We start from the raw sequence: 24,466 nt of genomic DNA, 5'->3' as shown, positions 1-24,466 counted from the left end.
GGCGAGCCCGCGGTCGGAGTCGCCCCGCGGCGCGCCGGCCGGGCGCTACTGGTCGTGGCGGGTGTACTTCCCCGGGCGATCGTGGACGGAATGACTGGGCGTGGCGGAGTGGTCCGCGTGCTCGGCGTCCGTGTACGCGCCCTTGGTCTCGAGGTCCGGCCCGCCGCCGTCCGTCCGCGTGTACCGGCCGCGCAGGGAGCGGCGCGTCACGGGCTTGCCGTCGACGTCGGTGTACCGTCCCTCGTTCTCATCGCGCAGGTCGCCGCCTGCGTTCGGGACTTCCTCGCTCATGCTTCCTCCTCGGATGCTGACGTGCCACTGATTCCAGGGTACGTCCGTGTCGGCGAGGTGTGTCGGGATCCGGACAATCGCATGACCGCACCAGTAACCCGGCGCGCTGCGCATCTTCCCCCTTTCGCAAGGCTCACTGGATCCATCCCCACCCGCGGTCGCAGAATGAAGCGGTGAGCGGCATCCTCCACCAGACCTCCGGCGGGTTGAGCGTCCGGCTGCTCGGCGAGGACACCTGGAACGCGTTCGCCGCCCTCGTCGAGGCCAAGGGCGGCGTGTGGGGCGGATGCTGGTGCATGGGCTTCCACGTGAACGTCAACGACCCCTCACGCAGCGCGGAGCGGAACCGCGCCGAGAAGCAGGAGCGGGTCGCCGCCGGCACGACTCACGCGGCGCTGGTGTTCGAACACGACGCCTGCGTGGGGTGGTGCCAGTGCGGCAGCCCGGCCGAGGTGCCGCGGATCAAGAGCAGCCGTGCGTACGAGAAGGGGCTCACCGCTCTTCCCGACTGGCGCGTCACCTGCTTCTTCACGGGCAAGGGCCATCGCAAGCGAGGTGTCGCCTCCGCGGCGCTCGCGGGTGCGCTGACCGCGATCGCGAACCTCGGCGGAGGCACCGTGGAGGGCTACCCCGAGGAGACCGACGACCGGCGGGTCTCCGGATCCTTCCTGCACACCGGCACGATGCCGACCTTCGAGAGGTGGGGCTTCCAGCGCATCCGCCCGATCTCGCCGCATCGCTGGGTGGTCGCGCGGATGGTGCAGCCGGCGACTCGCTGACGGTCGCTACGGATGCGACTCGCACACGCAGCGCTCCAGGTCCTCCACGGTGAGGTGGATGCCCCCTGTGGAGTTCGCCGAGTTCGCCAGCGCGGCCAGGTATTGCCGGTCCAGTTCCGGGCCCACCGGTTCCTCGAACACGAACCGCAGCGGCACCGCCGGATGCAGCCAGATCGAAGTGCGTCCGGCAGGCTCGTCATCACGATGCGGCCAGGACATCGTGAAGCTCTCGCCACGGCGGAGTTTGGTCGTGATCACGACCTTCAGATGCGCGAGCACGCGATCCTCGATGTGGATCGGAGCGGCGGACCCGCCGTAGTGCATCGTCCCCACGTGGCCTCCTACTCCTCGTGACCGACCGACCCGGTCTCCGCGACCGAGCCGGTCTTCGGGAGCTCCGGGATCTCGGGGGCGTGCACGCGCAGCCGGTCCGGACGGAATCCGTGCTCCACGCCCCACAGCACCGCCTCCGTGCGGGACGGGGCACCGATGCGCCGGTAGGCGGATCGGATGTAGGTCTTGACCGAGTTGATCGACAGGTGCGTGCAGTCGGCGATCTGCGCGTTCGACAGGCCTTGCGTGATCAGGGCGAGTACCTCCGACTCGCGCGCGGTGAGCCCCTCCTCGCGGCCAGGCCAATCGCCGGCCGTGATCGCCGGCGTCCTCTGGTCACCGATCCACACCTTCCGGCCTCCCGCGGCGATCTCCTGCAGCGCCGTGACGAGTTGCCGCGCGGGGATGCCTTTGGAGACGTACCCGGCCGCACCATTCGCGATCGCGGCACGGACCAGGACCTCATCCAGCGCCCACGAGTACACCACGACGCGACTCACGCGGGGGTTGCCCGCCAGGTCGTGGACGTCGGCACGGTCGCCCTGGGTGGACGCGAACGTGTCGTAGAGGGCGATGTCGACCGGGTTGGCGACGGGCTTGTTCAGGTCCATCTCGACGATCCGGACGACATCCTGATATGCCCGCAGCATCGCCGCGAGGCCGCGGACCACGACCTCGTAATCGTTCACCAGCGCGACGCGCAACATGTTCACTCCTGTCTCGGCCAGTAGGCAGGCGATCCAGGAATGGCCGTGCCGTGACCGTCACCACGCTAGGCGGAGAGCGGGCCATGTGTCTTCACCCCAAGGGGTGAAACGCAGACCGCCCCGCCTCGCGGGAGACGGGGCGGTCGCGGGGTTCTCAGACGGGCGCGAGCGTCGCCTCATCCGGCAGCAGGATCCCGCCGGACGTGTTCGCCGAGTTGGCGATCGCCTGGATGCGGGCCGGATCCAGCTCCGGAGGGTTGGGGTCGTCGAACTCGAACCGCAGCTGGATGGAGGGGTGCAGCCAGATGGTGGAGCGACCCAGCGGCTCGTGGCCGTTGTGCCGCCAGGACAGGGTGAAGCTCTCGTTGCGCCGGAGCTTCGTCGCGATCACGACCTTGACGTGGGCGAGGGCGATGTCCTCGATCTCGATGGCGTGTTCGGAGCTTCCGTAATAGAGAGTGCTCATGCCTGGACGCTACGCCGCTTCGCCGGGCGGGGCGCGGATCCAGCGCTTCTCCCACGCGATGCCCAGTGAGGCTCACATGCCGCATCCAGGCTCGGTGGCAGTCGTCGGACCCAAGAACAATTGTGTGCGTTTCTGCACACCTCGTTCGCCGCGAATGGGCATTGTCGCGTGGGCGAGGTCGGGATCAGGCTAGGAGCACCGGCAAGCATCCGATCGTGCAAAGGAGCACACATGGCATACGAGACAGCCTCTCCCTCGGGCCTGCGCAGAGTGGTCGCGGCCTCGATGGCGGGCACGGTCGTCGAATGGTACGAGTTCTTCCTCTACGCCTCGGCCTCGACGCTCGTGCTGGGCACCGTCTTCTTCCCTCCGTCCGACGACCCGTTCAGCGGCATCATCGCCGCCTTCGTCACCTACGCGATCGGGTTCGTCGCGCGTCCCCTCGGCGGCATCGTGTTCGGGCATCTCGGCGACCGCTACGGGCGCAAGCGCCTGCTGCAGGCGAGCATCCTCATCATCGGAGCGGCGACCTTCCTCATCGGGTGCCTGCCGACCTTCGCCCAGATCGGCTACCTGGCGCCGGCCCTGCTGGTGCTGCTGCGGTTCGCGCAGGGCTTCGCGATCGGCGGCGAATGGGGCGGCGCTGTGCTCCTGGTCGCCGAGCACAGCCCGCGCGAGCGGCGCGGCTTCTGGGCCAGCTGGCCGCAGGCGGCGGTCCCGGTGGGCAACCTCCTCGCCACCCTCGTGCTCTTCGTTCTCTCCTCGACGCTCACGCAGGACGCCTTCCTCGGCTGGGGCTGGCGGATCGCGTTCTGGCTGTCCGCGGTGATCGTGCTCATCGGCTGGTACATCCGCACCAAGGTCGCCGAGGCGCCGATCTTCCTGGAGATGAAGGAGCAGCAGGAGCGGGAGGCCTCGAAGAGCTTCGGGCCCCTCGAAGTGGCGCGCCGCTACCCGCGCGGTGTGCTCGTGGCGATGGGCCTGCGCGTCGCGGAGAACATCCTCTACTACGTCGTCGTCACGTTCTCGATCGTGTACCTCACCCAGACGGTCAAGGAGGCGACCTCGGCGACGCTGCTCATCCTCGCCGGCGCGCACGTCGTGCACTTCCTCGTGATCCCGCTGTGGGGGCGACTGTCGGACACGTGGGGCCGCAGGCCGGTGTACGCCACCGGTGCGATCCTCGGCGCCGCCTGGGGCTTCTTCGCCTTCCCGATGATGAACACGGGAAACCCGGTCATCATCTGGGCGGCCATCGCCCTGGGGCTGGTCTTCCACGCCGCGATGTACGCCGGCCAGCCGTCCCTCATGGCCGAGATGTTCCCGACCCGGATGCGGTACTCGGGGGTCAGTCTCGGCTATCAGGTCACGTCGATCTTCGCGGGCTCGCTCGCGCCCATCATCGCCACCAGCCTGCTCGGGCAGTACCACTCGAGCATCCCTGTCGCCGTGTACGTGGCGATCGCCTGCGCGATCACCCTCGTCGCGGTCGCCGCCGCCCGGGAGACGAAGGGCGCGGATCTTCGCGCCCTGGATGCGGACGACCGGTCGCGGCTGACCTCGCAGGCCGGATCCGCGGACCCCGCCGTCGCGCGGCGCTGAGAACGCAGGCCAGAACGGCGGCACCTCTCCGGGGGCGCCGCCGTTCGGCGTCCTTCGTCTCGCTTCGCTCGCTCAGGAACCGGCGGCCGGCTCAGGGACCGGACAGGGGGCGCACTCCGGGCCCTTCGACGAGCTCAGCGACCGGAGCCGATGCCGGGTCTGCCAGATCCGACGCCGAGGCGCCCGGCGAGGAACGGGCGGAACGAGGCGGAGTGGTCGTGGCCGCAGGCGCAGCGCTCGACGTCGCCGTGCAGCAGCTCCCGGGGCGTCTGCCCCGCCAGGCGCAGGCACTCGCGGCTCAGATGCGCCTGATCCGCGTACCCGGCGTCCACGGCGAGCCCGGCGATGCCGTCGCGACCGCGCCGTCCGCTCGGCGCGGCGCCTGCCTGGGCGAGCGCGAGGAAGCCCTGGAACCGAAGAGTGCGCTGGAGCACCTTGGGGCTCAGCCCGACCGCGCTCAGCGAGCGGCGCCGCAGCTGGCTCTCGGACAGCCCCACCCGGGCGGCGACGGAGCCGACCTCGAGCGGACGCCACGGCATGAGCGCCTCCACGGCGGCCCGCAGCAGCGGATCCGCCGGACGACCCACCCGGTACCGCTGCAGCAGGAACGCCTCCAGCGCGCGGATGGCTCCCCCGGCGACCCCGATGACGGCGATCTCGTCGAGCAGGCGGTCGGCCAGCCCGCCCCAGAGGTCCGCGAGCGGCACCCTCCGGTCGACGAGCTCGTCGAGCGGCATCGGCATCGGCGGCGTCCCGCCGGGCCGGAACCGCACACCGAGGATCGTGGTGCCCGGCGGGATGACCTCGAGACGGTGCGTCGTGAGCGGGCCGAGCAGCCACGCTCACCGGTCGAGCACCACGTGGAGCTCCGCCCCGCCCGTGGGCAGATGGCGATGGACCGTCGGCGCATCGCCGGTGCGCTGCACCCAGATCGTGCGCAACGCGCCGGCCAGCGCCGCACTCGGCGCCTGCTCGCGGTACGTGTCGGTCATGGCCGTCAGCTCTCCTTGGGGAAGGCCGCCCGGGTCGAGCGCCGGTTCAGCAGCACGGCGATCGCGACGATGAGGATCCCGATCAGGCCCTGCTCCAGCTTCATCCAGAGCGGGTATCCCGAATCGGGTGAGACGATGATCAGCCCGATGCCGATCGGCGCGAGGATCGAGATCCAGCGCATCCGGGTGAACGCGCGGCGACTGCCGCGCGAAGCCGCCCGAGTCACGGCGACGAACACGAGACTCGCCGCCGCGACGACGGATGCGCGCAGCCACACGACCCAGTTGACCTCCACCGGGTCGACCATCGCAAGCACTGCGGCCACGGCGAGCGCGATCAGCGAGACCGCCGCGCACAGCCACCAGAGTCGGCGCACGGTGTCGAAAGCGGGGCGGACCGCGACGAGGCGGTCGGCGGTGAGGGTCACGAGGAGGCTCCTTCGGTGCGTGTTGCTCGGTGATAGAGGGCGACGATCTCGTCGATCGCGGCAGCGGTGGCCGCCTCGTCCGACGGCATGGTCATGGCGAATGCGTCGATGGTGGCGCGCATCGAGCGCGCCACCACGAGGGTGTCGAAGGCGTGGAACTCCCCCGCCTCCTGGCCCTGCGTCAGGAGCAGCGAGAGCAGCAGCGCCGAGGTGTCCTCGCGCAGGTCGTTGTCCGCCCGCGGGGCGTTGCGGATCACCTCGATGACCGCACGGGCCGCGAGTCGGTTCTCGGCGAGGAAGCGCAGGTTCATCCTCAGGTATGCCGCCAGCTTGCCCGTCCAGGTGGGCTCGGCCTCCATCGCGGGCACCATCACAGCGGCGGCCTGCTGCACGACGTGCTCGACGAGGGCCGCCATGAGCGCCGCCTTGTCGGCGAAGTGGTACGAGATCATGCGCGTGCTGCTGAGTCCCGCGGCCTCCCGGATCCGGGCGAAGGACGTGCTCGCGAAGCCCTGCTCCGCCAGCACCCGAACGGTCGCCTCGATGATCTCGGCGCGGCACTCCTCGGTCGTGCGATAGCTGCGCGTCTGGGCCATGCGTCCATATCTACTTAACTGAGTAAATAGGGCAAGACCCTCTGGAGAACTTCACCGCGGATTCTCGCGACGCCAGTCGACGTAGTGCCCCACGGCCGCGGAGACGTCGAATGCGGGCTCGAAGCCGGTCTCGGCGCGCAGTCGACCGATGTCCAGGTACGGCGCCTCACCCGACGGCTCGCCGGGTGCGAGTTCGATCCCGGATCCCGGCAGCGCGGCGTTCAGCGCGTCGACGAGTTCGCGGGCGTAGAACGGCATACCGCTCGACACGTTGTACGCGGCGTGGGCGAGCGACGGCGCCGTCATGAGCAGGGCGATCGCGCGACCCGAGTCCGGGGCGTAGCCGAAGTCTCCCCCTCCCGCGGGCAGCGGTCGAGGTCGCTCCCCGCGCAGCACCGCGCTCACCGTCGCCGGGACCGGGTTGAACGGGGACTCCGGATCCATCAGCGGACCCCACGTGCTGCCGATCCGCAGCAGCACCGGCTGCACGCCCGTGCCGGCCAGCGCGAACAGGGTCAGCGGCTCGACCGCCTTCTTGAAGGCGGCGATGGGATGCGGCGGCACCGCGAGCGGCAGGGCGAGATCCTCGGTCCACGGCCGCTCGTCCCGCCCCTCATAGGAGCTGATGCTGCCGGCGACGGCGAATCGCGCCACCTCCCAGTTGCGCGCGGCCTCGAGCGCCGTGAGCAGCGCGGCCGTGTCGCGTCGGAAGTACGGGATCGGATCCGCTTCCGGGATGCTTCCGGCGAGGTGCACGATGCCGCCGATGTCGTACCGCTCGCCGAGGGCGAGGAACACGTCGCGGTCGGCCACGTCGACGACCTCCACGGCGACCCGGCCGGCCAGGAACGACGGCACGTCCGTGCGGCGGTGCGCCGTGATCACCACGTCCTCGCCGAGATCGACGAGCGCCGCCGCCGTGTGGGCGCCGATCATCCCGAGGCCGCTCGTGACGAGGATCATCGCGCATCCCCCTGCGCGGTCGCGGACGCGGACGGCTCGGCCGGCGGTGTCTTCTCGACCAGGTAGTGCAGGTGCGTCACGTCGGGCGCGGACACGACCTCGTGGATCCGCAGCGCGATGTGCCGCGGCAGCTCGTGGAAGAACTGCCGGCCGGCGCCCAGCAGCACGGGCACCTGGTGCAGGATGAGCTCGTCGACGAGCCCCGCGGCGAGCGCCTCGGTGACGAGGACGCCGCCCATGAGCCCCACGTCCTTGCCGGCGGCGAGGCGCTTGGCCTCCGCGACGGCGTCGGCGAGGCCCGTGCTCACGATCGTCTGCCGCTCGTTCGCGGGCGGGAAGCCCTCGTGCGACAGCACCACGAGGGGTGCCATGGGATGCGGCGCCCCGCCGGCGAAGTCGTCCGAATCGGTATAGGTGGTGTGCCCCGCCAGGCTTGCGCCGACGCGCGACGCGAGCGCATCGAACACCCGCACGCTGGGCGCCGACAGCCGGAAGCCCGCGAACACGGTGCTCGGCACGTCGCCGCTCCCGTACCAGTCGAAGAGCACCCCGCCGTCGCCGAGCCCGTGGCCGGGACGGGGGTCGCGCCCCGTGATGAAGCCGTCGACCGAGACGGACAGACCGCAGATGACCTTGCTCATACCGAACCTCCTGCTCAGGGGATGCCTCCGACGCTACGGACGCGGCAGGCGCGGGGATTGAACAGAACGCGCATGGCGCACGGAAAGGGCCGGGCGCTCCTGTGCGGGAGTGCCTGGCCCTTTCCCTTCGACAAGCTCAGGGACCGGGTGTGCGGCTCAGGGCCCGGATCCGGATCAGCCGTCGGATCCGGCGGGGGTCGTCGTCACCTTGGTGCCGGCGTCCTTGTTCGCCTTCTGCGCGTAGTCGTTCGTGAACGTCTTGCTCAGGTCGATCTTGGACGTGTCGAGGCCGAGCTGCTTCTCCATGTCGAGCACGGTCTTGGGGCCGCCGGCGGGCATGATGCCGTCGGGCAGGAACTGACCCTTGTCGGTGGTGAGGCCGGCGATGTACTGGTCCTTGGTGATCGTGGCGTTGTTCACGTACTCCGCGGGCAGCTTGTTCGCGATGTCGGCCGCGGAGTGCTCGTCGATCCAGTGCATCGTGGCGACCAGGGCGTTCACCACGCGCTGCGTGGCGTCCTTGTGCTTGTTCACCCAGTCTGCACGGCCCAGCAGGCCGGCGGCAGGCCATGCGCCGCCGAGGGCCTTCTTGGCGCCGTCGGTGGAGGCGAGGTCGACGACCGTGTCCGCGACCTTCTGGCTCGTGAGCGCGGTCACGGTCGGCTGCGTGGTCATCGCGCAGTCGGCAGCGCCCTGCTTCAGCGCGGCGATCGCGGTCGCACCGGCGTGGACGGCGACCGTGTGGTAGTCGCTCGTGGACAGGCCGGCCTTGTGCGCGATGAACTGGGTGAGCTTGTCGGTGCCCGACCCCAGGTCCGTCACGCCCATGTTCTTGCCCTTGATGTCCTCGGGGCTCTTCACGCCGCTCTTGTCGGTGCACATCAGGCGCTCACCGGGGGCGCCGGACAGCTGCACCACGTCGATGACCTCCTTGCCCTTGGGCTGCAGCTCGATGGTGTGGTTGTACCAGGCGCCCGCGAAGTCGACCTGGCCGGAGATCATCGCGTCCTCGGCGCCGACGCCGCCGTTCTGCTCCGTCGAGAGCTCGACGTTCACGCCGAACTTCTTGTAGAAGCCGAGCTGGTCGGCGAGCTTGTACGGCAGGTAGATCTGCTTGTCGATGCCGCCGACCATGATCTTCACGGTCTCCGGCGTGCTGTTGGTGGCCGCAGCGGAGCTGGATCCGCCGGCGGATGCTCCGCCGCTGCAGCCTGCGAGGCCGAGCGCCAGTGCTCCGGCCGCCGCGACGGCGACGATGCCGCGCTTGTTCATGTGGGTTTCCTTTCGTTGCGCCGATCGGGTCGGCGTTCCTGGTGGGGGGAAGGGTCTTTGCGAGTGGCCGGGGCCGTCAGATCGACGACGCCTCGGACCGGGTCGGCGGGCGCCAGCGCAGCACGCGCTTCTCGAGGAGTGAGATCAGGTACTCCGCGACGAGGGTGAACGCGGCGATGATGACCATGCAGGCGAACACGGTGTTCGGGTCGAACGATCCCTGGGCCTGGCTGATGATGAGGCCGATGCCGCGCTGGGCGCCGAGCACCTCCGCGACCAGCGCGCCGATGATGGCGAAGCCGAACGCGGTGTGCAGGCTCGCGATGATCCAGGTCATCGCCGAGGGGATCGTGACGTGACGCGCCACCTGCAGCGGCGACGCACCCAGCACCCGCACGTTCGAGATGAGGTTCGGATCCACTTCCCGCACGCCCTGGAAGGCGTTGAAGAAGACCGCGAAGAACACCAGCACGGCGGCCAGCAGCACCTTGGCGGGCATGCCGAGCCCGAACGCGACGATGAAGATGGAACCGAGCACGATGCGGGGGATCGCGTTGACGATCTTGATGTACGGCCCGCACACCTCGGCGAGGTAGCGGTTGCTGCCGAGCAGGATGCCGACGATCATGCCCGCGATGGTGCCGACGGCGAAGCCGAGCAGCGCCTCCTGCACCGTGACCCAGAGGTTCTCCCAGATGGATCCGAAGGCCGTGCCCTGCGTGAACAGGTGCACGAGGCTGTCCCAGACGGCGGTGGGCTGGCCGAAGAAGAACTTGTCGACCCAGCCGAGCTCGGTGAACAGCTGCCAGCCGCCGAACACGATGACGGCGAAGCCGATGCGGCCGATCCAGACCCACGTGGTGTGGCGCCGGCGGGCGCGGCGACCTGCCGCCTGGAGCTCGGCCTCGGTCTGGGCCTCGGGACGGAAGAAGTTGCGCTGGTCGTCGGCCGCGTAGCCGAGCTGACCCGTGAGGTCGGTCTGGGGCGGGGTGGAGAGGACGTCGTTCATGCTGCCACCGCCGCCGTCTGCGCGTACGCGCGGTCGACCTCTTCGCGCAGCGACTCCCAGATCCGGCCCTGCAGCTCGAGGAAGCGGCTCTCGTGCCGGATCTGCTGCACGTCGCCGCGCGGGCGGGGCAGGTCGATGTCGAACACGTCCTTCACGGTGCCGGGACTCGAGGTCATGATGACGACCCGGTCGGCGAGGGCAACGGCCTCGTCGAGGTCGTGCGTGATGAACAGCACCGAGGGACGCAGCTCCTCCCAGAGCTGGAGCAGCTCGGTCTGCATGATCGCCTTGGTCTGCACGTCGAGCGCGCCGAACGGCTCGTCCATGAGCAGGATCCGGGGCTCGTTGATCAGCGCGGCCGCCATGGCGACGCGCTTGCGCATGCCGCCGGAGAGCTGGTGCGGGTAGCGGTCCTCGAAGCCGGCGAGGCCGACGCGGCGCAGCCAGTCCCGGGCCAGCACGGCGGCCTTCTTCTTCGGGGTGCCGGTGAGCACCGGGCCGGTCATGACGTTGTTGAGCACCGTCTTCCACGGGAACAGCGAGTCGGCCTGGAACATGTAGCTCACGCCGTGCGTGACGCCGTCGACGATGCGACCGCCGACGCTGACGGATCCGGCGCTCGGTCGCTCGAGGCCCGAGACCTGCGCCAGCGTCGTCGACTTGCCGCATCCGGTCGGCCCGACGATCGCGCAGAACTGCCCCGGCTCGATGCTCAGCGTCACATCGCGGATGGCGGTGAAGGTGTCGCCCTTCGGGGTGAGGAAGCGCTTGGTGAGGCCGACGATCTCGATGCCCGCGGCGGGTCCGCCGGCATCGGGGGCACGGCCGGCTCCCGGGGTACGTGTGTCACTCATGGCACGAAGACCTCTCTGTCTGTGTCTGCTCGCCGCGGCGACGACGCCCGGCGATGGGATCGATGTTCGCCTCCCCCCGGTGCGCCTGTCGCGCTTGCGCGCATTGCCCGCCGTTTCGGGCGTTGCGGCACCTTTTGGGCGTTCTGTGCACGGCGGGCATCGAGGCGGCGATGAGAGAATCCGGAGGTGATGCGACGACGGATCCGAAGACTGTCGAGCCTGATCCTGCTGGCTCAGGTCGCGATCCTCAGCGCCTCCCTGCTCATCGGCTTCGTGCTGTTCGCCGTCACCGCACGCGCCAACCTCACCAGCGACTATCAGGACCGCGCGGCGGACATCGCCCAGACGTTCGCGGAGATGCCGGCCGTGCAGCGCTGCCTCTCCGCGGGGAACTCGTCCTGCGACGGCGACGTGCAGCAGCTCGCCACGGCGACCGAGCAGCGCACCGGCGCCGCGTACGTCGTGGTCATCGACCTGGACCGCGTGCGCCACTCGCACCCGAACCCGGACCTCGTCGGCAAGAAGGTGGCCGAGCCGGTCGTCGCGCGCGACGGCAGAGTGCACCGCGGCACCGACATCGGCTCCACCGGCACGACTGCGAACGCGCGAGTCCCCGTCTTCGACGGTGCGACGCCCACCGTGATCGGCGAGGTGTCGGTCGGGATCCGCGAATCGAGCGTGGCCGCGGAGCTGCTCGGGCAGCTCCCGATCTACGCGACCTGGATCGTGCTCGCCTTCGCGATCGGCACCGGCGTCTCGTTCGGACTGGCAGCGCTGCTCAAGCGCCGCACGTTCGGTCTCGAGCTCGACGAGATCGCGCACCTGCTGCAGGAGCGCGAGGCCACGCTGCACGGGATCCGCGAAGGGGTCATCGCGATCGATCCGGCGGGCCGGATCACGGTCGTGAACGACGAGGCGCAGCGCCTGCTGCGGCTGCCCGAGGGCGCCCGCGGGCGCCGGCTGGACGATGTGCTCGTCGCGAGCCCGATCCGCGATGCGCTGACCGGCACCACCGAGGTGAAGGACGCGATCGCGGTGACCGACTCCGGGGTGCTCGTGCTCAACCGGATGCCGGTGACGCTCGGCGGCCGGCCGCACGGCGCGGTGCTCACCCTGCAGGACCGCACCGAGGTGACCGGGCTCACCCAGGAGCTCGACGGCGAGCGCAGCTTCGCCGAGTCGATCCGCGCCCAGCAGCACGAGTTCTCGAACCGCATGCACGCCGTCGCAGGCCTTCTGGAACTGGGCCGCGGCGAGGAGGCGCTGCAGTACCTGAACGAGATCCGCGGCACCTCGGCCGACCTGGACCGCACGCTGCGCACGCACATCGAGCCGCCGATGATCGTCGGCCTGCTCCTCGGCAAGGCCGCCGAGGCCAACGAGCGCGGGATCGAACTCGTGATCGCGCCGGAGACGGAACTCGGATCCGCATCCGATCGCCTGCAGGCGCTCGTCACGATCCTGGGCAACCTCATCGACAACGCCTTCGACGCCCTCGCCGACTCCCCCGCCCCGCGCCGGGTGACCGTCGGGATCGTGGAGACGCCGCAGGCGCTGACCGTGCGGGTCGCCGACAACGGGCCCGGCGTGCCCGACGGGTCGGTGCCGCGCATCTTCGAGAGCGGCTACACGACGAAGCGCGGATCGCTCGCCCGGCACAGCGGACTGGGACTCTCGCTCGTGCACACCACCGCGTCCCGGCTGGGCGGCACCGTGTCGGTCACCCGCGACGGCGGCGCGGCGTTCACCGTGGTGATCCCGCGCGATCGGGACCGGACGCCTGTCGACCCGGTCCCTGCGCCCGTCGAAGGACCCGGATCGACGCAGACGAAGGAAGGATCGCGATGACGTTGGGAGAGTCCACGGTGCTCGTGGTGGATGACGACTTCCGCGTCGCGAGCGTGCACGTCGGCTTCGTCGAGGCGGTGCCCGGCTTCCGCGTGGTCGGACAGGCGGGTTCGGCGGCGGAAGCGCTGCGACAGGCGCGCGAGCTGCGCCCGGACCTCGTGCTCATGGACGTGTACCTGCCCGACGGCGACGGCCTGGACGTCGTGCGGCAGCTCCTGGCGGATCCCGACCCTTCGAGCGATGCGGGCCCGGGGCCGGCGGTCATCGTGATCTCGGCGGCGAACGACCTGGCGACCGTGCGCCGCGCGGTGCAGTTCGGCGCCCTGCACTACCTGGTGAAGCCGTTCGGGTTCGCCGAGCTGGCCGAGCGGCTCACGGCGTTCCGGCAGGCGCAGGAGCGGATCGCGGCGCTCGGCGAGGAGGCCACGCAGGAGGACGTGAACCGGCTGTTCGACCTGCTCCGGCCGGCGCCCGTGTCGGTGCCGGAGGAGGGGCGCCGGCTCGCCCCCACCCTGCAGGCCGTGCTGGATGCGGTGACCGCACGGCGCACCGACGCGTCGGCGCAGGAGATCGCGACCGCCATCGGGATCAGCCGGACGACGGCGCAGCGCGCGCTCACGCAGCTCGAGCAGTCGGGTCTCGTGCGCCTCGAGCTGCGCTACGGCAGCACGGGGCGCCCCGAGCACCGGTACGCCGTGCGGCGACGCTGACGAGGCGCACGAAGGGGGCGGGGCGCCGGGGCCCTTCGTCTCGCTGCGCTCGCTCAGGGACCGGGGAGTGCGCTCGCTCAGGGACCGAGAGGGCACGCTCGCTCAGGGACCGGGCAAGGCTGGTCCCTGAACGAGCGCAGCGCCCTTCGTCTCGCCTGCGGCTCGCTCAGGAACCGACGAAGGGCGCCGCGGTCGAACGGTTACTGCACCCAGCCGGCGCGGGCGCTGCCCCAGCCGGTCTCGGTGTCCCAGCCGGTGCCGACGGTCTGGGACGTGGTGGCTCCGTTGAAGGTGCGCACGGAGTAGACGTACCCACCTGTGGCGTCGAGTCCGTTGGCGAAGTCGACGCGGATCGCGCCCTCGTCGATGCCCGCACCGGTGACGTCGTGGAAGCCCTGGCCGTGCGTTCCGTAGATCGTCGGGTTCAGCAGGCCGAGACCGCTGCCGCCGTTCGCCTGGATCTTGAGCGCCGTGATGCCGGCGAACAGCGGAGACGCGAGGCTCGTGCCGCCGATGCGGTACGTGTCATACGCCGCGCTTCCGGTGAACGTCTGCGTCTGGCCGACGAGCATGCCCGTGGTCGGATCGCCGTCCATCGAGACGTCCGGCACCGCGCGCCCGCCGTTGGGGCTGACGATCCCCGCGTCCTTCTGGTACTGCGGCTCCGCGATGTTCGACGAGTAGCCGCCGCCCCCGCCGTAGAGGAAGGAGGTGCTCTGCGTCCACGCGCCGTCCTTCAGCACGTACTTCGACGTCTGCCATCCGGTCTCGCCGGTGAGCCCCGCCTCGGTGATCGCGGTCGAGGTGCCGCCGACAGCGGTGACGTACGGGTCGGAGGCCGGGTAGTCGGTCTGCGGTGTGCCGAGGCGGGTCGCCTCGTCGCCGTCGTCGCCGCTGGAGAAGACGTAGCTGATGCCCTGGGCGGCGCCCTGCAGGAACGCCGTCTGGTAGGCGAGCAGCAGCGACGGCTTCACGACGTCGCCCGTCCCGCCCCACGAGTTGGTCACGACGTCCGCGACGTTCTCGTCGTTGATCCGGGTGAAGGTGTCGAGCAGATCCGGATCCATGCAGCTCTTGCCCGCGTAGTAGCGGATGTTGGCGCCCGGGGCCATCGCGTGCACGGCCTCGACGTCGAGGGTCTCCTCGCCGTACCAGCCGGCCGCGCCGCACTGGTGGTTCGAGTTGGTGCTGTTGACGTTCGTGAACGCGTTGGGCAGGCTCTGCGAGAACTGGCCCGCGGCGAACGGCTTGTCGCCGGTGTCGGCGGCGTACCGGTTCGCGTCGGCCTCGATGGTCGGCGACGCGTAGGCGTCGGTGACCGCGACGGTCACCCCGGTGCCGTCCCAGCCGCCGGTGAGGCCGGCCTCGTAGGCGCTGCGCAGCTGGGGGCCGGTGTACCCGCACGGCGAGTACGGCAGCGTCTTGCCGTCGAAGGGCGGGAGAACGGTGCCGTCGGGCGTCGCGAGGTTGCTCGGGGTCGCGGATCCGTACGTCGTGCCGCAGATCGGCGAGTTGCGGAAGCCGCCGTCCGGCGGGGCCGGCTTCTGCGTCTTCGGCTCCACGAGCGACGGGGTGGTGTCGAGGCCGCCGACCGCGATGACGGCACCGGCGAGCGCAGCAGGGGTGCTCGCCGCGCCGTCGGGCGCCTGCACCGTCAGCCCGTCGTGGCTGTAGTTCGAGATTGTGACGCCGAACGCCTTGTCGGCGTTGCCGACGCCGCCCTTGACGTCCACGTAGCGGTGGTTCGGGTCGACCGTGGTCTTCAGTCCCGCGCCCTGCAGCCAGGCGGTGACGGCGTCGACGGTCGCCTGCGGCGCGTCGAACTTCGCGTGGTACTGGTCGGCGGTGAGGAACTGCCGGTACTGCGCGGATCCCGGCGTCGACACCGCGTTCGCGAACGCCGCGAGCGCATCCATGCCGCCTGCCGGCGCCAGGTACACGCGGGCGCTCACCGCGCCGCTCGCCGGTCCGCCCTTGGTCGCGTGGCTGAGCCAGCCCGGTGTCGAATTCGGGATCGGGCTCGTGGGCGGGGGCGCCGCGTTCGCGGCTCCCGCTCCGGCGAACGTGGCGGCGACGGTGGCGACGACCGCGAGGGTGACGCCGAGGACTTTTCTACGCATCCGGGATCTCCAGACTCTGATTCGGCCGCGGCGGTCGCCGCTGACCGAGGGCGATGCTATTCCCGCGCGCCCGAGCGACGCGAGAGGCGGCAGCGCGGCGAAGCCCGGCTCACAGCGGACGCATCAGGTTCTCCCAGCCCGCTCATGAGCGCGGTTCGAGAGTCTTAGGATCCGGATCCGGGGTGCGACGCGATCAGCACGCCGTCCTCGCGCCGCGGCACTGCCAGAGGGTTTCCGTCGCGGAGCTCCTCGGGGAGCACGGCCGCCGGGGCGTCCTGGTAGGTGAGCGGCGTGAGGAACCGGCGGATCGCGCTCGCGCCCACCGAGGTGTGCACCGATGCGGTCGATGCCGGCCAGGGCCCGCCGTGATGCTGCGCCCAGGCGATGGCGACGCCCGTCGGCCAGCCGTTGTAGAGCACTCGTCCGGCCACGCGGGACAGGGCGTCCGTCAGCGACCGGAGCAGCTCGGGATCCTCATCGGCCGCGTGCCAGACCGTGCCGGTGAGGCTGCCCTCGAGCACCCCGAGCGCGCGACCGAGCTCCGCGCGGTCGCGGTAGTTCACGAGCAGCGTCAGCGGGCCGAAGTGCTCCTCCTGGAACGTGTCGGGGTCGGCGAGGAACCGCTCCGCGGAGACCGCCGCCACCACCGGGCCGCTCTCATCCCCTGCGCCGGTCAGGGCCGCCAGCGTCCGCACCCCGTCCCGGCCGAGGAGCGCCGATCCGCCGGCCGCGAAGGCCGCGGACATCCCGACGGTGAGCAGCCGCTGCCCGGGCGCACCCGACAGCGCCGCGACGAGCGCCTCGTCGAAGCCGGCCGAGCCCTCCGGCACCTCCGGCACGAAGACGAGCCCGGGCTTGGTGCAATACTGGCCGCCGTCTCGGGTGAACGACGCGGCGAGGCCCTGCGCGATCGCCGCTCCCCGCTCGGCGATCGCGGAGGGCGTCACCACCACGGGGTTCACCGAGCCGAGCTCGCCGTAGAACGGGATCGGGTCGGGGCGGGCGCCGGCGAGGTCGAACAGGGCCCGTCCGCCGCGGGTGGACCCGGTGAAGCCGACGGCGCGCACGAGCGGGTGCCGCACGAGCGCGGTCCCCTCCGCCATGCCCTCCACGAGGACGAGCGCATCCGCCGGACCGCCCGCCGCCACCAGAGCCTCCCGGGCGATCGCGGCCACGCGGCGCGACAGCTCGGGGTGCCCCGGATGCGCCTTCACCACGACCGGGCACCCCGCGGCGAGCGCGGAGGCGGTGTCGTTGCCCAGCACGGAGAAGGCGAACGGGAAGTTCGATGCGGCGAACACGGCCACCACGCCGAGCGGCCGGAGCAGCCGGCGCAGGTCGGGCCGAGGCGGGACGAGCGTCGGATCCGGACTGTCCAGGGTCGCCTCGAGGTACGTCCCCTCCTCGATCACGTCCGCGAAGAAGCGCAGCTGCGTCGCGGTGCGCACCACCTCGCCGCCGAGCCGCGCGGCGCTCAGGTGGGTCTCGGCGTGGGCGAGCGCTACCAGGTCGTCGCTGTGGGCGCTCAGTGCGTCCGCGAGGGCGCGCAGCCAGGCGGCGCGTGAGGAGCGGGAACTCCGCTCGAGACCGGATCCCGCCGCCGCGCGCACGGCGCGATCCACCGCGTCGGTCGCCGTGTGCGCCGCCTCCTCGGCGGTGCGCGCCACGGTCGCGAGGTCCGGCTCGGCCGCGCCCGCGCCCGCCGGGTTCTGCACCGGCCCGCCCATCAGAAAGCGCTTAGTCCGGTGAGCGCGCGGCCGAGCACGAGCTGGTGGATCTCGTCGGTGCCCTCGTAGGTGCGCACGGACTCCAGGTTGGCGGCATGGCGCATCACCGGGAAGGCGTCGGTGATGCCGTCGCCGCCGAGGATGGTACGCGCCTGGTGCGCGATCTTCAGGGCCTCCCGCACGCTGTTGAGCTTGCCGACCGAGATCTGCGCGGGGGTGAGCGCGCCGCGCTCCTTGAGCCGGCCGAGGTGCAGGGCGAGCAGGATCCCCTTCTCCACCTCGACGAGCATGTCGGCGAGCTTGGCCTGGGTGAGCTGGTTCGCGCCGATCGGCTTGCCGAACACCTCCCGGGTCGTGGAGCGCTCCAGCGCCGCCTCGAGGCAGCTGCGTGCCGCGCCCATCGCGCCCCAGACGATGCCGTACCGCGCCTCGTTCAGGCAGCCGAACGGCCCGGAGAGCCCTTCGGCGCCGGGGAGGATCGCGTCGCCGGGAAGGCGCACGCCCTCCAGCGAGACGTCGCACTGGATCGATGCGCGCATCGACAGCTTGCCGGCGATCGGCGTCGCGGTGAACCCGGGCGTCGTCGTCGGCACGAGGAAGCCGCGCACCGCGCGCCCGCCCGTGCCGAACGCGGGATCGTCCACACGTGCCCAGATCACGGCGACGTCAGCGATCGATGCGAGCCCGATCCAGCGCTTCGCCCCGTCGAGCACCCAGTCGTCGCCGTCGCGGCGGGCCGTGGTGGTCATCGCCGCCGGATCGCTGCCGCCCTGCGGCTCGGTGAGCGCGAAGCACCCGACGGCCTCGCCTGCCGCCATCCGCGGCAGCCACCACTGCTTCTGCTCCTCGGATCCGTACTTCGCGATCGCACTCATCGCGAGCGAGCCCTGCACCGAGACGAACGTGCGCCAGCCGCTGTCCGCGGCCTCCAGCTCGAGGCAGGCCAGGCCGTATGAGACGGCGCCCGCCCCCGCGCAGCCGTAGCCGCTGAGGTGCATGCCGAGGAAGCCGGCTGCGCCGAGCTCGCCGACCAGCTCGCGGCGGAAGTGCGCGTTCTCGAAGTCCTCCTCGATCACGGGCAGGATCCGCTCCTGCGCGAACGCGCGCGCCTTCTGCTGCCAGGCGCGCTCCTCCTCCGTGAGCAGGGCGTCGAAGTCGAACACGGCGTCGATGCGGGGGGCGAGGGTCATGGCGTTTCCTTCCGAGGGATCCAGTCAGCGCCGGTGTCGGCGTCGAGCGCCCGCGGGGAGGTGCGGTAGCGCGCGGGGGTGTCGCTCAGCCCGATGGGGCTGGCGACGGTGCGGGACGCGCCGAGCGCGACCACGGGTTCGAGGCCGAGCGCCTCGGCGAACGCGATGGCCTCCGTCACATCGTTCACGAGGCCGGCCGGGATCCGGGCGGCGCGGAGCCGCTCCACCCACTCCGCCGCGGACGCCTCGGCGAGCGCCTCCTCCAGCACGGCGGTGAGCACGTCCCGGTGCACGACCCGGTCGGGGTTCCCGCGGAAGCGCGGATCCTCTGCGAGCTCCGGCCGGCCCAGCACGGCGGCGAGCGCGGCGAACTGCCGGTCGTTGCCGACGGCGATCACGAGGTCGCGATCCGCGACACGGAACAGCGCGTAGGGCGCGATCGACGGGTGCGCGTTGCCGAGACGGCGCGGCGGGATCCCGGTGGCGAGGGTCGACGCGGCCTGGTTCGTCAATGCCGAGAGCAGGCTGTGCAGCAGATTCACCTCGACGCGCTGGCCACGGCCGGTGCGATCCCGCTCGCGCAGCGCGAGCAGGATCCCGTTCACCGCGTTCTGACCGCACAGCACGTCGACGAGCGCGACGCCGGCCTTGGCCGGGGCGCCGTCGGGTTCGCCGGTGATCGACATCAGACCGCCGACCGCCTGCACGAGCAGATCGTAGCCGGCGAGCTCGGCTCCGGCGCCGCCGCCGAAGCCGGTGATCGAGCAGTACACCGCACCCGGGTTCACCGCGCGCACGGCCTCCGCGTCCAGTCCGAACCGCGCCATCACACCGGGGCGGAAGTTCTCCACCACGACGTCGGCGGATGCGGCCAGCCGCAGGGCCTCCGCGCGTCCCGCCTCCGTGGTCAGGTCGAGCACGACCGAGCGCTTGTTGCGGTTCACGCTGCCGAAGTACGTGGCCATGCCGTCGGCGTCGACGGGCGGTGTCCAGTTCCGGGTGTCGTCGCCGGCCGGCGACTCGATCTTGATCACATCGGCGCCGAAGTCGGCCAGCGTCATGGTGGCGTAGGGGCCGGCGAGCACGCGGGAGAAGTCGGCGACCCGCACGCCGTCGAGCGGACCGCGCCCGCCTCCCGTCCCCTGCTGATCCATGGCGTCCAGCTTCACACGCCGGCGGGCACGGCGACAGGCGCCGCGTCCGCTGCGGCGGCCGTCTCTCCGGACGCCGTCCCGCCTGCTGCCGCGAAGCCCTCACGGATCCGCCGCGCGGTGTCGGATCCGATCCGCACGCCGCCGTCCACGTGCATGTAGCCGGCGCCCGCGATGTCGCTGCTCGCGAAGAACAGCGGACCGACGGGCTGATTCTGCAGGTGCCCCCAGCGGCTGAGGCCGCCGAGGTCGTAGCTCGACGCGTAGGCGCCACGGGTGTACTGCTCGCTGCCCCAGTCGGAGAGGTAGAAGGCGAGCGGGCTCAGCGCCTCGTCGCCGAAGTACGCCGCAAAGGATTCCAGCACGGCCTGGCGGCGCTCGGCCTCGGGCAGCGCCCACGCCTCCTCGGCCCGGGGGCCGGCGATGAAGCCGACGATCGTGCCGCGGGTCTCGTGCGGGGAGCTGTTGTCGTACACCTCGCAGACCAGCTGCTCCGAGCCGAACCCCGTGCCGCTGAGCCCCTGCTCCCGCCAGAACGGGCGGTCGTAGGCGGCCTGCGCCTTGATCACGAGGCCCATCGACTGGTGCTGGTGCGCGACCTGCTGCAGCCGGGGCAGCGCCGGCGCGTACTCGATCGTGGCGTACAGGTTCGGCGGCACGGCGACCACCGCGTACCGGGCGCGCACCTCGACGTCGTCGGTGTGCGCGACCACCGACCCGGGGACGGCGTCGCCGCCCTCCTGCGACGCCGTCCACTCCAGGCGGCGGACGGGGGCGGACAGGTGGAGGGTGCCCGCGTCCAGCTCCGCCGCGATCTGCTGCGAGACGGACTGCATCCCGCCGACCACCCGCTCGTCCAGCAGCAGATTCTCGTCGATGAGGTTCTCGAAGTTCTCGGCCGAGGCCACCATGAGCATCGCCTGCAGGACCGAGAACACGTGCGAAGGCTTGGTGAGCATGCCCGCCGCGATGTAGTGGTCGACGATGCGGATCGCCTGCTCGTCGTCGGTGAGCGAGGCAAGCCACGAGGCGAACGGGATCCGGTCCAGCTCGGCTGCGCGCGGGTGCGCCCACGGCGCGTCGACGTCGAGTCCGGCGGCGAGCGCGTCCAGCGCCTCGACCAGCCGGTCGATCTCGGCGAGAGTGGCCTCGCCCACGGGGAAGGATCCGGAGAATGTGCGGCGCTCGCCGCTCGACGAGAGGTGCACGGAATCGCCGTCGCGGTAGCGCGAGAAGGTCTGCTTGCCGAGCTCGGCCAGGAGGTCCTTGAGGGCGGTCTGCTCGGCCGAGATCCACTGCCCGCCCAGCTCCAGGAACGAGCCGTCGACGGTCTCGGACCAGGTGCGTCCGCCGACGCGGTCGCGCGCCTCGAGCACGGCAACGGTGCGCCCCGCCTGCTCGAGCCGGCGGGCGGTCACGAGGCCCGTGATGCCGGCGCCGATCACGACGACATCGCGGTCGATCCGGGTGCGGGTGGAGGTCATGGGAGGTCCTTTCCTGCCGATCCGACACCACCTGGCGCGCGGCGCTGCGCGGGTCTGCGGACGACGTGACGATGCTAGGTTTCGCGGTGCCGGCACGGCGAGCGCGGAGGCGCCGGTGTCCATTTATCGCCATCTGCGCCCTTGCCGAGGCGCCCCGCAGATCCCCTACTGTTCATTTATGACCTCCGAATCGCGACGCCCCGGCCGGCCGAGGGAACGCATCCTCGATCGGGACCGGATCGCAGAGGCGGCCCTGGCGCAGATCCGCAGCTCCGGGCTGTCCGGCATGACCATGCGCGCGCTGGCCCGCCGGCTCAAGGTCTCGCCCAGCGCGCTGTACAACCACGTCCCCTCGCGGGCGGCGGTCCTGGCGCTGCTGCAGGAGCGGTTCGCCGCCGGCATCGACACGTCGGGATTCGGATCCGAGCCGCTCCGCGAGGCCCTCTCGCGCTGGGCGTGGAGCTACCTGACCCGGCTGCGGGAGCGCCCGGAGCTCGTGCCGCTGATCGTGGCCGTGCCGCTCGCGCACACCCCCTACACGTCGCTCGTCTACCAGCGCGTCGTGGCGGGGTTTTCGGCCGCGCACTGGCCCGACGAGAGCATCATCGCGTCGCTCAGCGTGCTCGAGACGTTCATCTTCGGGGCGGCACTCGATTCGCCCACCCCGGAGGGCGTGTACGAGCCGCGGGATCCGGAGCGCTCGCCGCTGCTCGCCCGCGCGTCCGCCGCCTTCGCCGCCACCGCCGCCGAACGCGGACTGCCGCCGGGCGACCTGCTGTTCGAGATCGGCCTCGACGCCCTGCTCACCGGTATGCACCAGCTCTGGGGGGCCACCCGGCGCACGCGCGGCTGACCGGGAACGCACGCATCGTTCTCGCGCTCGCACCCTTTGGCCGCACGCACGCCGCAGGCCCGCCGCGGGATGCGACGGGCCTGCGGAGGAGCGGCTCAGGCCTCGGGCCGGTTGGCGCGCAGCACCTCGAGCCGCGCGCGGTACTCGGTCTCGTCGACGTCGCCCTTGGCGAAGCGTTCCGCCAGGATCTGCTCGGCTGTGCGGCTCTGCGCGGGCCCCGCCCACGGAGGAGTCGCACCGGTCGCACCCGGGCCGCCGGGAGCGCCGTGCCAGCCCCACGGGCCAGGTCCGCCCCAACGCCGACGACGCACCAGGATCGCGATGAGCAGGCCGACGATGATGAGGAACATCAGCGGCCCGATGATGAAGAAGGGCCAGAACGGGTGGAACCCCCAGTGCCCGGGATGTGCGGCGAGGGCCGCGACGGTAGCGATCATGAGTGACCATCCTTGAATCGGTTCGGTCGCATCTCGACCGATGGATCCAGCTTCGCGATCCGCGGCCGCCGGCGAATCCGGCCCGGGGAGTGATTCGCGGTGCTCCCCGGGGAGTAGCGGATCCGCGCCGGGTCACTGCCACCCGGGCGCGACCAGCCCGGTCTCGTAGGCGAGCACGACCAGGTGCACCCGGTCCCTGGCGTGCAGCTTCGCCATGATCCGCGACACGTGCGTCTTGGCGGTGAGCGGGCTGAGGAAGAGCCGCACCGCGATCTCGTCGTTGGTGAGCCCCTGCCCGACCAGGCGCAGCACCTCGCGCTCCCGCTCGGTGATGCCCTCGAGCAGCCGCTGGTCGGGCGCGTCCCGCAGCCCGACCGTGAGGCGTTCGAGCAGCCGCCGGGTGACGCCCGGGGAGAGCAGCGCCTCGCCGGCGGCGACGACCCGCACGGCCCGCACGAGATCGGCGGGCTCGGTGTCCTTCACGAGGAAGCCCGCGGCTCCCGCGCGCACCGCCCGCACCACGTACTCGTCGAGCTCGAACGTCGTCACGATCACCACGTGCACTCCGGCGAGCGCCGGATCCGCCGCGATCTGCTCGGTGGCCCAGAGCCCGTCGCCGTTGGGCATCCGGATGTCCATGAGCACGACGTCCACCGGCGTCTCTCGGATCCGCTCCAGCAGCTCGCGGCCGCCGGACGCCTCCACGGCGACCTCGATGCCGTCCTCCGCATCCAGCAGGGCGCGGAACCCCGCCCGCACCAGCAGCTGGTCGTCGGCCAGGGCGACCCGGATCACGAGGCCCTCCCCCACGGCAGCGTCGCGACCACGCGCGCCCCGCCGTCCGCACCGTCGCCGACCTCGACGCTGCCGCCGAGCAGCGCGGCGCGTTCGCGCATGCCGAGCACGCCGCCGCCCCCGGAGGCACCCGGATCCACATCGCCGAAACCGCGGCCGTCGTCGGCGACCGTCACGACGAGCAGGGGCTCCGTTGCGTCACAGCGCTCCAGCGTGACGCGCACGTGGGAGGCCTGCGCGTGCCGCACCGCATTGGTCAGGGCCTCCTGCACGATGCGGTAGGCGGCGAACTGGGTCGCGCGGCTCGGCGCGGTGCTCTGCAGCCGGTCATCCAGCGCGATGTCCAGTCCGGGGGTCTGCACGCCCGCGATGAGCCGCGGCAGTTCGGCGAGCTCGGCCTGCGGGACGAGCGGCACCTCGCCTTCGCGGAGCACGCCGAGCACGCCGCGGACCTCCTCGAGCGCGAGCTTGGAGGTGTCCTTCACGTTCTGCAGCGCCGCCCGCGCCTGCTCCGGATCCCGGTCGAACAGGTGCAGCCCGACGCTGGCCTGCACGTTCATCTGCGACAGCGCATGGCCCAGCACATCGTGCAGCTCGCGGGCGATGCGCACCCGCTCACGCTCCTCCGCGCTGCGCCGATGACGCTGCGCATCGGCGCGCATCGCCGCCATGCGTGCGCCCCGGGTGCGCACGAAGGCGCCGACGGCGAAGCTCGCGGCGAGCCCGACCGTCGCGATCACGATGAGCCCGGGGTGCCAGATCCGCCCGATGGCGACGCCGATCAGGATGGCGGCCGCCCAGCCTGTGGCGACGGAGGCGGCAGCCCAGATCACGGCGCCCCGGGCGACGGCGATCGCGATCGCGAAGGCCAGCGCGAGGTACGGCGGTCCGTAGACCGGTGCGGTGAGGACGTCGAGCAGCGCGAACGCCGAGACGACGGCGACCGTGGGGCCCGGGAAGCGCCGTGCGGCGAGCAGAGCGAGGGGGCCGGCGACGGCGAGAGCGAGGTGCAGGGCGATACGCCAGTGCAGGCCGTGGCCCTGCACGTGCGCGGCGACCCACGCGCTGGCCGGCACCTGCACGAGCAGGCACAGCACGACCGGCGCGATCAGCCGCACGCGCTGCGGCGGCCCCACTGGGATGCGGCCGGTGTCCGGCCCGAACCACGCCGCCGTCGGGCTCGAAGCGCTGTCGTGGAGCTGCTCGGGCATCCTTCGA

26 protein-coding genes are annotated in these 24,466 nt (G+C 71.6%); 5 read left to right on the top strand and 21 right to left on the bottom strand.

All coding sequences use genetic code 11. From position 1 onward, the window contains the following. Positions 1–45: 45 nt before the first annotated feature. On the bottom strand, positions 46–291 hold the full coding sequence (locus ACYQ1L_RS02305) for a hypothetical protein (RefSeq protein WP_460002656.1): 246 nt from the start codon (positions 289–291) through the stop codon (positions 46–48). Between the two features lie 173 nt (positions 292–464). Here ACYQ1L_RS02305 and ACYQ1L_RS02300 point away from each other — a divergent pair, with 173 nt between their 5' ends. Then, on the top strand, positions 465–1,070 hold the full coding sequence (locus ACYQ1L_RS02300) for a GNAT family N-acetyltransferase (protein ID WP_460002655.1): 606 nt from the start codon (positions 465–467) through the stop codon (positions 1,068–1,070). A gap of 6 nt (positions 1,071–1,076) precedes the next feature. On the opposite strand, the gene ACYQ1L_RS02295 is transcribed toward ACYQ1L_RS02300, so the two are convergent. The 3 genes from ACYQ1L_RS02295 to ACYQ1L_RS02285 all read right to left on the bottom strand — a co-directional run bounded on the left by ACYQ1L_RS02295 (position 1,077) and on the right by ACYQ1L_RS02285 (position 2,576). Beyond that, complete coding sequence (locus tag ACYQ1L_RS02295; RefSeq protein ID WP_460002654.1) at positions 1,077–1,403, bottom strand: DUF7882 family protein; 327 nt, start codon at positions 1,401–1,403, stop codon at positions 1,077–1,079. 8 nt (positions 1,404–1,411) lie between these two features. Next, entirely contained in the window at positions 1,412–2,110 is a 699-nt protein-coding gene (locus tag ACYQ1L_RS02290) for a response regulator transcription factor (protein WP_460002653.1), read from the bottom strand. Between the two features lie 154 nt (positions 2,111–2,264). Continuing rightward, positions 2,265–2,576, bottom strand: coding sequence for a DUF7882 family protein (locus ACYQ1L_RS02285; RefSeq protein WP_460002652.1), 312 nt, complete (start codon positions 2,574–2,576; stop codon positions 2,265–2,267). A gap of 231 nt (positions 2,577–2,807) precedes the next feature. Here ACYQ1L_RS02285 and ACYQ1L_RS02280 point away from each other — a divergent pair, with 231 nt between their 5' ends. Then, the gene (locus ACYQ1L_RS02280; protein WP_460002651.1) at positions 2,808–4,178 is read left to right on the top strand and encodes an MFS transporter; all 1,371 of its coding nucleotides are present in this window, start codon (positions 2,808–2,810) and stop codon (positions 4,176–4,178) included. Between the two features lie 134 nt (positions 4,179–4,312). Here ACYQ1L_RS02280 and ACYQ1L_RS02275 read toward each other — a convergent pair whose 3' ends face one another. From ACYQ1L_RS02275 to ACYQ1L_RS02235, 9 genes are all read right to left on the bottom strand, one after another. After that, positions 4,313–4,951 carry a helix-turn-helix domain-containing protein gene (locus tag ACYQ1L_RS02275; protein ID WP_460002650.1) on the bottom strand — a complete coding sequence of 213 codons (639 nt, stop codon included), beginning with the start codon at positions 4,949–4,951 and terminating at the stop codon, positions 4,313–4,315. A gap of 69 nt (positions 4,952–5,020) precedes the next feature. After that, positions 5,021–5,170, bottom strand: a complete 150-nt coding sequence (locus ACYQ1L_RS02270) for a hypothetical protein (protein WP_460002649.1) — start codon at positions 5,168–5,170, stop codon at positions 5,021–5,023. Between the two features lie 5 nt (positions 5,171–5,175). Next, entirely contained in the window at positions 5,176–5,598 is a 423-nt protein-coding gene (locus tag ACYQ1L_RS02265) for a hypothetical protein (protein ID WP_460002648.1), read from the bottom strand. Further along, positions 5,595–6,194: a TetR/AcrR family transcriptional regulator gene (locus ACYQ1L_RS02260; protein ID WP_460002647.1), complete on the bottom strand. Its 600-nt coding sequence runs from the start codon at positions 6,192–6,194 to the stop codon at positions 5,595–5,597. Before ACYQ1L_RS02260 ends, ACYQ1L_RS02265 begins: the two co-directional genes overlap by 4 nt. 51 nt (positions 6,195–6,245) lie before the next feature. Continuing rightward, positions 6,246–7,157 carry an NAD-dependent epimerase/dehydratase family protein gene (locus tag ACYQ1L_RS02255; protein ID WP_460002646.1) on the bottom strand — a complete coding sequence of 304 codons (912 nt, stop codon included), beginning with the start codon at positions 7,155–7,157 and terminating at the stop codon, positions 6,246–6,248. Next, entirely contained in the window at positions 7,154–7,798 is a 645-nt protein-coding gene (locus ACYQ1L_RS02250; RefSeq protein WP_460002645.1) for a dihydrofolate reductase family protein, read from the bottom strand. The genes ACYQ1L_RS02255 and ACYQ1L_RS02250 overlap by 4 nt, the downstream gene beginning before the upstream one ends. 174 nt (positions 7,799–7,972) lie before the next feature. Next, the gene (locus ACYQ1L_RS02245; protein WP_460002644.1) at positions 7,973–9,070 is read right to left on the bottom strand and encodes an ABC transporter substrate-binding protein; all 1,098 of its coding nucleotides are present in this window, start codon (positions 9,068–9,070) and stop codon (positions 7,973–7,975) included. 76 nt (positions 9,071–9,146) lie between these two features. Then, positions 9,147–10,079 carry an ABC transporter permease gene (locus tag ACYQ1L_RS02240; RefSeq protein ID WP_460002643.1) on the bottom strand — a complete coding sequence of 311 codons (933 nt, stop codon included), beginning with the start codon at positions 10,077–10,079 and terminating at the stop codon, positions 9,147–9,149. Further along, entirely contained in the window at positions 10,076–10,933 is an 858-nt protein-coding gene (locus tag ACYQ1L_RS02235) for an ABC transporter ATP-binding protein (protein WP_460002642.1), read from the bottom strand. The genes ACYQ1L_RS02240 and ACYQ1L_RS02235 overlap by 4 nt, the downstream gene beginning before the upstream one ends. Positions 10,934–11,122: 189 nt before the next feature. On the opposite strand from ACYQ1L_RS02235, the gene ACYQ1L_RS02230 reads away from it, so the two are divergent. Together ACYQ1L_RS02230 and ACYQ1L_RS02225 are read left to right on the top strand one after the other, a co-directional pair. After that, positions 11,123–12,781 carry a sensor histidine kinase gene (locus tag ACYQ1L_RS02230; RefSeq protein WP_460005745.1) on the top strand — a complete coding sequence of 553 codons (1,659 nt, stop codon included), beginning with the start codon at positions 11,123–11,125 and terminating at the stop codon, positions 12,779–12,781. Beyond that, positions 12,778–13,491: a response regulator gene (locus ACYQ1L_RS02225; protein WP_460002641.1), complete on the top strand. Its 714-nt coding sequence runs from the start codon at positions 12,778–12,780 to the stop codon at positions 13,489–13,491. Before ACYQ1L_RS02230 ends, ACYQ1L_RS02225 begins: the two co-directional genes overlap by 4 nt. Positions 13,492–13,691: 200 nt before the next feature. Here ACYQ1L_RS02225 and ACYQ1L_RS02220 read toward each other — a convergent pair whose 3' ends face one another. The 5 genes from ACYQ1L_RS02220 to ACYQ1L_RS02200 form a co-directional block, all read right to left on the bottom strand. Beyond that, positions 13,692–15,611: a S53 family peptidase gene (locus ACYQ1L_RS02220; RefSeq protein WP_460002640.1), complete on the bottom strand. Its 1,920-nt coding sequence runs from the start codon at positions 15,609–15,611 to the stop codon at positions 13,692–13,694. Positions 15,612–15,775: 164 nt separating this feature from the next. Continuing rightward, positions 15,776–17,338 (bottom strand): aldehyde dehydrogenase (NADP(+)), encoded by a 1,563-nt coding sequence (locus tag ACYQ1L_RS02215; RefSeq protein ID WP_460002639.1) that lies wholly within the window; start codon positions 17,336–17,338, stop codon positions 15,776–15,778. Next, positions 17,338–18,528, bottom strand: coding sequence for an acyl-CoA dehydrogenase family protein (locus ACYQ1L_RS02210; protein WP_460002638.1), 1,191 nt, complete (start codon positions 18,526–18,528; stop codon positions 17,338–17,340). The genes ACYQ1L_RS02215 and ACYQ1L_RS02210 overlap by 1 nt, the downstream gene beginning before the upstream one ends. Next, the gene (locus tag ACYQ1L_RS02205; protein ID WP_460002637.1) at positions 18,525–19,682 is read right to left on the bottom strand and encodes a CaiB/BaiF CoA transferase family protein; all 1,158 of its coding nucleotides are present in this window, start codon (positions 19,680–19,682) and stop codon (positions 18,525–18,527) included. The genes ACYQ1L_RS02210 and ACYQ1L_RS02205 overlap by 4 nt, the downstream gene beginning before the upstream one ends. A gap of 11 nt (positions 19,683–19,693) precedes the next feature. Next, positions 19,694–21,163 (bottom strand): flavin monoamine oxidase family protein, encoded by a 1,470-nt coding sequence (locus ACYQ1L_RS02200; RefSeq protein ID WP_460002636.1) that lies wholly within the window; start codon positions 21,161–21,163, stop codon positions 19,694–19,696. Positions 21,164–21,341: 178 nt separating this feature from the next. On the opposite strand from ACYQ1L_RS02200, the gene ACYQ1L_RS02195 reads away from it, so the two are divergent. Beyond that, positions 21,342–22,016 carry a TetR/AcrR family transcriptional regulator gene (locus ACYQ1L_RS02195; protein WP_460002635.1) on the top strand — a complete coding sequence of 225 codons (675 nt, stop codon included), beginning with the start codon at positions 21,342–21,344 and terminating at the stop codon, positions 22,014–22,016. 95 nt (positions 22,017–22,111) lie between these two features. Here the strand turns inward: ACYQ1L_RS02195 and ACYQ1L_RS02190 are convergent, their stop codons facing one another. From ACYQ1L_RS02190 to ACYQ1L_RS02180, 3 genes are all read right to left on the bottom strand, one after another. Then, positions 22,112–22,453: an SHOCT domain-containing protein gene (locus tag ACYQ1L_RS02190; protein WP_460002634.1), complete on the bottom strand. Its 342-nt coding sequence runs from the start codon at positions 22,451–22,453 to the stop codon at positions 22,112–22,114. Positions 22,454–22,585: 132 nt separating this feature from the next. After that, positions 22,586–23,248 (bottom strand): response regulator transcription factor, encoded by a 663-nt coding sequence (locus tag ACYQ1L_RS02185; RefSeq protein WP_460002633.1) that lies wholly within the window; start codon positions 23,246–23,248, stop codon positions 22,586–22,588. Then, entirely contained in the window at positions 23,245–24,459 is a 1,215-nt protein-coding gene (locus ACYQ1L_RS02180) for a sensor histidine kinase (protein WP_460002632.1), read from the bottom strand. The genes ACYQ1L_RS02185 and ACYQ1L_RS02180 overlap by 4 nt, the downstream gene beginning before the upstream one ends. Positions 24,460–24,466 lie beyond the last annotated feature (7 nt).

The organism is Microbacterium xylanilyticum, from assembly GCF_054654695.1.
This window is presented reverse-complemented; position numbering and strand designations above follow the sequence as displayed.